The sequence below is a fragment of the Bradyrhizobium sp. LHD-71 genome (genome assembly GCF_031157255.1).
GTDB lineage: Bacteria > Pseudomonadota > Alphaproteobacteria > Rhizobiales > Xanthobacteraceae > P52-10.
Genome location: NZ_JAVIFX010000061.1, coordinates 1 through 11,058, shown reverse-complemented (window position 1 = coordinate 11,058; position 11,058 = coordinate 1). Strand labels below are relative to the sequence as shown.

The following is an 11,058-nucleotide window of genomic DNA, read 5'->3' as shown; positions in this document are numbered from 1 at the left end:
AGCCGCCGCGCCAGTGCGTTGGCGCGCCGGTTCAGTTCACCGTAGCTCACCTCCTCATCACCAGACACGACCGCCACCGCAGCCGAACCCTCCCAAACACCCGCTTCAAATTGGGCGAGAAGCCCCCGACGCTGCTCGTCGCAGCTCGTGCTGTTCGCCTGCAGCACCAGCGCGTGGTCCGCCGGGTCATTCGCAGCAACCGTGCCAACCGCACGATCGGCATCCGTGCTCAACACGTCGAGCAGTCGCACGAAAGTCGCCTGCAGCCGTGCAACCTCCGCCTCGTCGAAATGCTTTCGCTGATAGTTGAATATCAGCCGCAGCCGGTCATCGATGCCCACGCTCGCGAACAGCGGGTAGTTGCTGGTCTCGACGATCTTCGTTTCGCCGACACGGAGTCGCCGACCCTTCTCCTTCATCGCCTGGTCGACCGGATAGTTCTCGAACACGAGAATGCTGTCGAACAGCGGCCGGCCGGGACGACCCGCCAGACGCTGGATGTCATAGAGCGGCGTCCAGCCATGGTCCCGTAAGGTCAGATTCCGGTCCTGCAGATCGCGCAGCCAGCCGCCGATCGCCTCCTGCGGGTTGACGCGATCTACAACCGGCAACGTGTTGATGAAAAGGCCCACCATCTCCTCGGAGCCGGCAAGATCCGATGGACGGCCGGAAACCGTGACACCGAAGCAGACGGTGCTCCGGCCGGTTTGCCGGCGCAACAACTGCGCCCAGGCGGCCTGTATCAGCGTGTTCAGCGTTACCCGCTCCTGCGCCGCAAATTGCTGAAGGCGTCCGGTCAACGCAGCATCCACGGTCAGCGCCAGCGCGCCATGGCCCAACGCGTCGTCATCCCGCCGTTCGGTTAGTGCGCCGCCGAGGAAGCTCGGCTCATCCAGGTCCGCCAGCGTGCTGCGCCAGAAAGCTGCCGCCGTGTCGCGGTCCTGCTGCTGCAGCCAACTGATATAATCGCGGTAGCGGCGCTGCAACGCCGGCAACCGGCCACTGCCCTCATGCTGCAACACCTCGGCAATCAGTCGTGCCGAGCTCCATCCATCCACCAGGATGTGATGATGGGTCCAGATCAGCCAATGGCGCTCTTCGCCGAGCCGGATCAGCCGCACGCGCTGCAACGGCGGCCGCGACAGGTCGAAGCCTTCGATGCGTTCGCGCCGCGCCGCGTCTGTCAACGCGACCTCGAGCTCCTCCGGTGCAAGAGCTTTCGGCCGCCAATCCTCTTCGATGAACGGGACATCAACGCGCCGGTAAACCACCTGCTGGGCCGGACCTGACAGCTCCCGCCAGACAAAGCCGGTCCTCAGTACCGTGTGACGGTCGCTCACCGCTTGCCACGCCGCACGCAGCTTGTTGGCATCGAGGCCGTGCACCTCTGCGGCGACCTGATTCACGTAAAGCCCACCGTCACCGTCATGAATCGCGTGGAACAACATGCCCTGCTGCATCGGCGACAGCGGGTAGACGTCCTCCACCAGGCGCCAGTCCAGCGCGAGTCCATCGAGATCGGCCTGGGTCAGTCCGGACAATGCAAAGTCCAACGGTGTTACCCCAGAGGCACCGCTGGTGCAGTGATCGACGATCTCGTTCAGCGCCGTCTCGTAGAGCGACGCCAGCCGCGCGATGGTCTCGTGCCGATAGCGCTTTCGGCCAAAGCTGAATGACAGCCGCAACCGGCCTTCCCGGATTTGGCCATTGATGCTGATCCAGCGTCGCAACGGCGCCGATGCGCTGCGCGGCGCGCCCGCGCTCTCCGCCGCGAGCGTAAACGCAGACGGCTCGGCCGCGTCACTGTCGACCTGGCCGAGATAGTTGAACACGATCTTCGGCTCGGACGCCTTCGATAATGCAGCGCGCTGCTCCTCGGAGCCCAGGTACCGAAGCAGGCCGAAACCGATGCCGCGACGCGGGATGGAGCGAAGCTCTTCCTTCATCGCCCGGATCAGCGATGCCGGATCCTCAGATCCGCCGCTCAGCCTGACCGGGAAAGCCGTCGTGAACCAGCCGACCGTCCGCGAGACGTCAAGGTCCTCGAACAGATCCTCTCGGCCGTGCCCCTCGAGCTCGATCAGGACATTCTCACGTCCGCTCCAATGCCACAGCGCCCGCGCGAGGCTCGACAACAGCAGATCATTGACCTGCGTGCGATAGGCTGCAGGTGCTTCCCTCAACAGCCGCTCTGTGAAGACAGCGTCGAGAGCCAACACCACTTCGTCGCCATCTGCGAGATAGTCGACCCCGCCGTGGTCATTGTCACACGGAAATTCGGCGCCATCGGTTCGTGCCTGCCAGTAGGGCAGCTCGGTTGCCAATTCCGACGACGCCGCATGAGCCTGCAATCGCGCACCCCACGACGCATAGGCATGGCTCTTCGCTGCAAGAGCGACGGACGTGGCGTCCTGCGGCAACTGCCCGTAGGCGGCGGCCACATCTTCCAGCAGCACGCGCCACGATACGCCGTCCACCACCAGATGATGGATTACGATCAGAAGTCGCTGACTGCCGTCGGCGACATCCATACCGACCGCGCGCAACAGCGGCCCCTCCGACAACGACAGGCTCGCTTGCGCCGACGAGGCCAGCGATGTGACCTCGTCGCCGTCGGCCGCCCTGCGTACCCACAGCAGCTCCGATGCCGTCGGCGCCGCGCCGTGCTCGGCGTGCCACGTCCCGTTCACCTTATTGAAATGGAGGCGCAGTGCGTCGTGGTGATCGACCACCGCCGCGAGGGCCCGGCGCATCACCCGCCAGTCCAGACGATCGCGCGGCTGCAGCAGTACCGCCTGGTTCCAGTGGTCGCGCTCGCCCGCATCGTGGTCGAAGAAACGGATCTGGATCGGCAGCAGTTGGTGCCGACCGGACACCGGACGCTGGTCGGCCGGTGCTCTGCCCTGCTGCTCGGTGCGCGCCGCAAGCGCAAGCGCTTCGAGGGTTTGATGCTGGAAGACGTCCCGCGGTTCGATCACGAGTCCCGCCCGGCGTGCACGGCTCACCATCTGCAACGAGATGATCGAATCGCCGCCGAGCTCGAAGAAGCTGTCGGTAACTGCGATGTCGGCCTCGCCGAGCAGCTCTGTCCAGATCACCGCGAGCGCAATTTCAGCCTGGCTGCGCGGCGCCAGCCGCTCCATGTTCGCATGTGAGGCTTCAGGCGCAGGCAGCGCGTTGCGATCGACCTTGCCGTTCGGCATCAGCGGCAATCGTTCCAGCACTGCGATACGCGCCGGCACCATGTAATCCGGCAGGACCGACGACAGCGCAACGCGCAATGCGGTGCCGTCGAGCTCGGCCTCGCCACTGACGTAGCCCACCAACTGCCGCCCGGCTCCAAGCTCGCGTGCAACGACAACGGCGGATCGCGCGCCCGGCTGATCGAGCAGCCGCGCTTCAATTTCGCCAAGCTCGATGCGAAAGCCGCGGATCTTGACCTGATGGTCAGCGCGTCCGGCATATTCGATCATGCCGTCAGATCGCCAGCGCGCCAGATCTCCGGTGCGGTACAGTCTCTCGCCCGTGCCTCCGAACGGATCGGGGATGAACCGCTCCGCAGTCAGCCCGCGCCGATTCCAGTAGCCACGCGCAAGAGCGTCCCCGCCGATAAACAGCTCACCTGGCGCGCCCGCGGCAACCATGTTCAGATCGCCGTCCAGAATCCGGATCACCGTTCCCGGAATAGGCGCTCCAATCGGCACGCGCGCCGTGCCATCGGTCCGGCAGCGCCAGAACGTCGCGTTGATCATGGCCTCGGTCGGACCGTAGCGATTGTCGAACCGAAGGTTCGGGAACGCCGCAAGCACGCGCGCCTTCAACTCGGATGATAACGCCTCGCCGCCCGCGAACAGACGTTTGAGCGAAATGCAGCGTTTCACCGCAGGCTCGGCAACAAACTGTTCGAGCATCTGCGGCACGAAATGGAGCGTCGTGACATCGTGGGCGATGACGGCATCGACCAAGCGGCGCGGCTCGCGGTGCGCGCCCGGCGCAGCAATCGCAAGCCGTGCACCGACAGTCAGCGGCCACAGAATTTCCCAGACCGAGACGTCGAAGCTGAAGGGAGTCTTCTGTAACAATGTCTCGCCGGCATCGAGGCCATACTCGGCCTGCATCCAGCTGAGTCGCGCGGCCAGCGCGCCATGGGTACAGGCCACGCCCTTGGGCATGCCCGTCGACCCCGACGTGTACATCACATAGGCGAGGCTGCCGGGCTGAAGCGCGACACCGAGATCGCGGTCGGGTTCCCCCGCCCCAGCCCCACTCTTTATATACAGAGTGTCGCCAACCATGGCTTCGACGGTCCGGGCCTCCACGGCCACATCCGCAAGCACCGGGGCGAACTGGTCGAGCAGCCGCTCCTGCGTCAGTACCAGTTTTGCCCGGCTGTCGCGCAGCATGTGCGCCAGCCGTTCAGACGGATAATCTGGGTCCAGCGGCAGATAGGCCCCACCTGCCTTCATCACGCCCAACACCGCAATGATCAGCTCGACGCTGCGCTCCAGGCAGAGGCCGACGACCAGGTCTCGCCCGATGCCGAGATGCCGCAGCTGCCGTGCCAGCCGGTTGGCTCGCGCGTTCAGTTCACCGTAACTGATCTCGCGGCCGTCAAACCGCAGGGCAACAGAGGTCGATGAGGCGGCGGCCTGCGCCTCGATACGTGCGACCACCCCGCCGCCGAATGTCGACGAACTCGCCCCTGTGAGCCCGCTCCAGTCCAGGATCGTTCGCGCTTCGTCGTCGTCCAGCCCGCAGAGATCACCGAGCGGTCGTGTCGCATCGCTGGCCATGCGCGCCAACCGGCGGACAAGGCTCCGCTGCAGATGCTTCACCTGACCTTCATCGAACCGCTTGCGGTCGTAGCGGAAGCCGAGATTCATGCTGTCCGCTTTGGGGGATACCCCTATCGTTAGAGCATAGTTTGTGAATGATATCTGTTCGACGCGCCCGAGCCGGGAGCCACCGCGCTGTCCGCGCAAGGCCTGATCGATCGGATAGTTCTCGAACACCAGAATACTGTCGAAGAGCGGCCTCCCGGAACGGCCGGCAAGACGCTGAATGTCGAAGAGCGGCATCCAGCCGTGATCGCGAACATCGACATTGCGGTTCTGCAGGTCGCGCAGCCACGCGCCGACACCGGTCTGCGGGTTCGCACCGTCGACGACCGGCAACGTGTTGATGAACAGGCCGACCATTGCCTCCGCGCCCGCAACCTCCGCCGGCCGGCCGGCGACTGTCGCGCCGAAACAGACGACAGGCTGTCGGCTGTGCTGGCGAAGCAATTGCGCCCATGCGCCCTGCAGCAACGTGTTCAGCGTCACGCGCTCGCGCTTGGCGAAGGCCTGCAGTCGCGTCATCAACTCGGACTCAAGCATCAGATCCAACGATCCGTGACCTGCAACTGCAGCGTCCGCGGGCCCTCCCAGCGCGTCGCTGAGGAAGCTCGGCTCGTCCAGTTCGGCCAGCGCGCGACGCCAGAAGGCTTCTGAGGTCGGGTGATCCCGACGCTGCAGCCAGGCGATGTAATCGCGGTAGCGGCCGGGCACTGCAGGCAAGCGGGCACCACGCTCGTGCTGCAGGATTTCAGCGATCAGCCGCGCCGAGCTCCAGCCGTCGAGAAGAATGTGGTGATGAGTCCAGATCAGCCGGTGGCGGTTTTCGTCGAGCCTGATCAATCGCACGCGCTGCAGTGGTGGCCGCGACAGATCGAATCCTTCCACGCGCTCGGTCAGCGAGGCCGCGGCAAGCGCCGCATCGAGGTCGGCATGTGGCATCGTCGCCGCCGACGCGCGCCAATCCTCCTCGACGAACGGCACTGTCACATGGCGGTGCACCACCTGTTGTGCCGCCCCCGACAGCTCGCGCCAAACGAAGCCGGTTCGCAGCACGGCGTGGCGGGCGCTCACCGCCTGCCATGCCGCCCGCAGCTTGCCTGCGTCGAGACCTTCCACGTCGACGGACATCTGATTGACGTAGATTCCTGTGTCGCTGTCGTGCAGCGCGTGGAAGAGCATGCCCTGCTGCATCGCCGACAACGGATAGACGTCTTCGATTGTGCGCCAGTCGAGCAAGGTCCCCAGCGCATCGAGATCTCTTTGACTCAATCCCGACAGCTCGACATCCGAGGGGGTAACGCCCCGCGCGCCGCTCGTGCAATGCGCAACGAGCTCTCGCAGTGCCGCGGCATAAAGCTCGGCAAGTCGTTCGATCGTCGCCCGCCGGTAGCGACGGCGTCCGAACGCGAACGATAGCCGTAGTTGGCCTTCCCGCACCTGACCGTTGATCGTCAACCATCGGCCGAGCGGCGCATCTTCGCTGCGTGTCGCGCCCGCGCTCTCGGGCGCGACGACAAATGCCGCGCCCTCGCCCAGACTGGTATCGAACTGGCCCAGATAGTTGAAGACGATCCGTGGTTCGGCAATGGCAGCTAGCGCGCCGCGTTGTGCGTCGGTGCCGAGATGGCGCAGCACACCGTAGCCGAGCCCGCGCGCCGGGATCGCACGAAGCTCTTCCTTGACGGTTTTTATCAATGAGGCGTCATCCTCCGAGCCGCCGGAGAGCCGCACCGGGAACGTCGTCGTAAACCAGCCAACCGTTCGCGATAACTCGGTGCCAGCAAAGATGTCCTCGCGTCCGTGACCTTCCAGTTCGACGACCACAGTGTCGAGCCCGCTCCAGCGCCATACCGCACGGCTCAGCGCCGCCAGCAGCAGATCGTTGATCTGTGTCCGGTAAGCCGAAGGTGCTTCCTTCAACAGCCGAGCGGTCAAGTCCGCATCGACCGCAAGCACGACGTCCTCAGCCTCGGCGACGAGGTCGATGTCACCATGGTCCTCGTCGCATGGAAATTCGCCGCTTGGTTTTCGTTCCAGCCAGTACCGCAGCTCTGCGGCGAGCTCCTCGCTTGCCGAATACGCCTGCAGCCTTGCGCCCCACGACGCATAGGACTGACTCTTCGGCGGCAGCGCAGCAGCGAGTGCGCCTTGCGCCAGTTGCCCGTAAACTGAGGCGATATCTTCCAGGAGCACCCGCCACGATACGGCGTCGATGACCAGATGATGGATCGCGATCAGCAACCGCTGGCTACCGTCCAAAAGCTCCATCCCGACCACGCGTAACAGCGGCCCGTCCAGCGACAGGCTCGCCTGCGCCACCGACGCGAGCGCCGTCACCTCAGTTGCGGTGCCAAGTCCCTGGCGAACCCACAGGATCTCGGAGGCATCGCCTGACGACCCATACTCCGCTCGCCACGTCTTCCCAATCTGCTCAAAACGCAGTCGCAGCGCATCGTGATGCTCAAGAATGACGGCAAGAGCGCGTCTTAACACATCCCAATCCATCGACCCGCGCGGCGCCAGCAGTAGGGCCTGGTTCCAGTGATGGCGGTCGCCGACATCTTCGGCGAAGAACCGTTCCTGGATCGGCAGCAGCGGATGCACGCTGCCCGCCAGATCAGCCTCACGCGCAACGGCCTCTCCGATCGATTGCGTTCGCGCCGCAAGCGCCAGCTCCTGCAACGTCTGATGGCGGAAGACATCGCGCGGCTCAATCAGGAGACCCGCCTGCCGCGCACGTCCGACCATCTGCAGTGAGATGATCGAATCGCCGCCGAGCTCGAAGAAGTTGTCGGTGGCGCCGATGACGGTTTGACCGAGCAAGTCTGCCCAGATCGCCGCGAGGGCGACCTCGGCTGCGGTACGCGGTGCAACATGCTCCGCCGCCGTCGGCATCTCGGGAGTCGGCAAGGCATCACGATCGACCTTGCCATGCGTGGTCAGCGGCATTCGCTCCAGCACGACGATCCGTGACGGCACCATGTAGTCCGGCAACTCGTCCGCAAGTGCCGTGCGGAACACAGCCTCATCGGCATCGCCTTCCCGGCAGACGTATCCGATCAGCTGGCGGCTTGCACCGCCATCACGGGCAACGACAACCGCGGCCCGCACACCCGGCTGCTGCATGAGCCGCGCCTCGATTTCGCCAAGCTCAATACGGAACCCGCGAACCTTCACCTGATGATCGGAGCGGCCGACATATTCGACCACCCCATCAGGGCGCCAGCGTGCGAGATCGCCGGTGCGGTACAAGCGCGCGCCAGGCGCGCCAAACGGGTCGGGGACGAACCGTTCGGCGGTCAGCGCGCCCCGGCGCCAATAGCCGCGCGCCAGGCCTTCGCCACCGATGAACAGTTCGCCCGTTGCGCCGATCGGCACGACGTTCAAATCGCCGTCAAGGACATATGCCGACCGGCGCCCGACAGGACGGCCGATGGGCGCATAGTTGCTTTCGATTTCAGCGTCGGCCAGGACTTTCCAGACCAGCGGTGTCACGACTGTTTCAGTTGGTCCATAGCCATTGATCAGCTTGCGCGGCCTCAGCACGCGCCTGATCTTGTCGAACCCGGCCTTCGGCATCGCCTCGCCGCCGAATGAATAGAGCTCAACGGGCGGGGGATCGCCCTGCCACGCCGCAAAGTCCGCAAGCTGCTGCAGATAGGCTGGCGGAAATCCGGCATTGGTCACCCGATGCTTGCGCAACGCTTCGATGGTCTGCTCGGCAGACCACAAGTCTTCGTTCCGCATCACGAGCGCCGCGCCGCAAGTCAGCGCAGTCCAAAGCCGCTCATGCGCACCATCAAAGGTGAATGATAAAAAATGAAACTCGCGCGAGTGACGATCCATGTCGTAAAGTTCGGCGGTCGTCTCGCAATGCATCGCGAACGGCCCATGCGCAACGGCCACGCCCTTCGGCCTTCCCGTCGAACCGGAGGTATAGATCACATAGGCAAGGCTTTGCGCGTTCACCGCAACTGCGGGGTCCGTCTCCGGTTCGATGTCAAGATCGAGCGCGTCGAGCGCGATCGTCCCGATCCCGGCGAGGGGCAGCGGGGTCGGCTTTGCAGCATCCGTCACCAGGAAGCGCACACCCGCATCCCGCATCGTGCTCACCTGCCGCGCTGGCGGGTGATCAGGATCGAGGGGCAGATAGGCCGCGCCGGCCTTCAGCACAGCCAGAAATGTCACGATGAGCGATGGCGATCGGCACACGGAGACGCCAATGATCTCATCCGGACCTACGCCAAGCTTGATCAAGCGGTGTGCGAGACGATTGGCCCTGCGGTTGAACTCGCCATATGAGAAGACGTCGTCACCGAACATGAGCGCGGACGCATCCGGCGTCCACCTTGCAATTCCGGCAACTGTCTCGTGCACCGGGATGAACCGCGACGGCACCGCGTCGCGGGACCCATTCCAGCCCTCCAGCCCGACCAACTCATGGGCAGAAACCAACTGCATGCTGGCGATTGGCTGCGAAGCATCGACGGCGATCGCCTTCAGGATCTTGACCCAATGACCTGCGAGACGATCGATCGTCGTCGGGTCGAACAGAGCCGTCGCATAGGTGAAGACCGCGTTGATCTCACCCGACGGCACTTCTTCGCTGTCGAGGGCCAGATCAAACTTGACCGTATCGACGCTCGCGTCGATTTTCTCGATCCGCAGACCGGCTTGCTCCGGAGGACTGACAGAGGCCCGACGGCGCTGGTGGTTATAGAGAACCTGAAACATCGGATTCTGGCTCAGGCTTCGTTGCGGCTGGAGAATTTCCAATAGCCGCTCGAAAGGCAGGTCCTGGTTCTCCTGCGCCTCGATCGTCGCCGCATGAACGGAAGCGATGAAATCGACAATCGTCTGACGGCCGTCGAGCCTGGTGCGAAACACCTGGGTGTTGACGAACAATCCTATCATCCGGCGCGTTTCATCGCGGTGACGATTGGCGACAGGTACACCGACGCTGATGTCGGATTGACCGCTGTAGCGGTACAACAGCAGTTTCAGGCTCGCCAGCAGCACGACGAACAGCGTGGTCTGACGCTGGCGTGCCAGCGCGCGCAAGGCGTCGGCAAGCCCCGGGTCGAGTGTGATGCGGGCAGCGGCGCCCGCGTGATCCGGCGATGCGGGGCGTGGCCGATCGAGAGGTAGCTGCAGCACCGCCGGATCTTTGAGGCGTAAGGTCCAGTAATCGACCTGGCGCTCCCCATCGACGGCTCCGATCCACAACCGCTGCCACGCGGCATAGTCAGCGTACTGGATATCAAGCTCAGGCAGGCCCGACGCCCCTCCTCGGCTCGATGCTGCATAAAGGTGCCAGAACTCATCGATCAGCACGCCCATCGACCAGCCGTCGGCCACGATATGGTGCAATGTGAGAACGAGAACATGGTCTTCGTCGCTGAGCGCAAATAATGCGATGCGCAGCAAGGGGCCGGATTCGAGATCGAACGGCGTTCCGGCTTCCTTACGCGCCAACCGAAGCACGTGCTGTTCCAGGTCATGGCCAGTCACTGTAGCTCGCCGCAACTGGACCGGTTCTGGCTCAAGCACGATCTGCTCCGCCTCTCCGCCCTCCTGCCGGAATACCGTGCGAAGCGATTCATGGCGAACGACCAGCGTATCGAAGGCGCGCTGCATGGCCTCGAGGTCAAGCCTGCCGCGAATGCGCACCGTCACCGGCATGTTGTAAGCTGCGCTGGACGGATCCATGCGCCACAGGAACCACAACCGCGCTTGTGCAAAGGAAAGTGGCGCGCGCTCTTGCCGCTGGGGCGCGATCGGCAGCATCGACAGATTCACACCCTTCGCCGCAAGCTGCTTCAGGAATGCATGCTGTTTCGTCGAATCAAGGCGCATCAACCGCCGTGAAATATCGAGAAGCTGCTGCTTCTGCGTCGCGGCGAGGTCAGTCATCGGAGAATTCAACTTCTTTCAGCATGTCGAACATGGCGGCAATGTCTTCGTTCCGCTTCTCGGCGGAAGCTTGTGGCGCCAATGCGGCTGCCATCTTCTCGACGGTCGTCATCTCGAACAGCCGATGCAGCGGCACATCCTGACCGAGGTCGCGCTTGATGCGCGCAATGAGCTGAACCGCCGTCAAGGAGTCTCCACCGAGTTCGAAGAAGTTGTCGGTGACGCCGATGGTTGGCTGTTGCAGCAGGTCGGCCCAGATCGCCGCAAGTGCAGCTTCCGTCGGCGTGCGCGGCGCCACATGCGCGAC

2 protein-coding genes are annotated in these 11,058 nt (G+C 64.1%); both read right to left on the bottom strand.

Features of this window, described 5'->3' with window-relative positions:
• Positions 1-10,751 (bottom strand): non-ribosomal peptide synthetase (locus RCO31_RS34365; protein ID WP_308972897.1); only part of this gene is annotated, 10,751 nt, incomplete at its 3' end.
• Positions 10,744-11,058 (bottom strand): phosphopantetheine-binding protein (locus RCO31_RS34360; protein WP_308972896.1); only part of this gene is annotated, 315 nt, incomplete at its 5' end. The genes RCO31_RS34360 and RCO31_RS34365, both read right to left, overlap by 8 nt.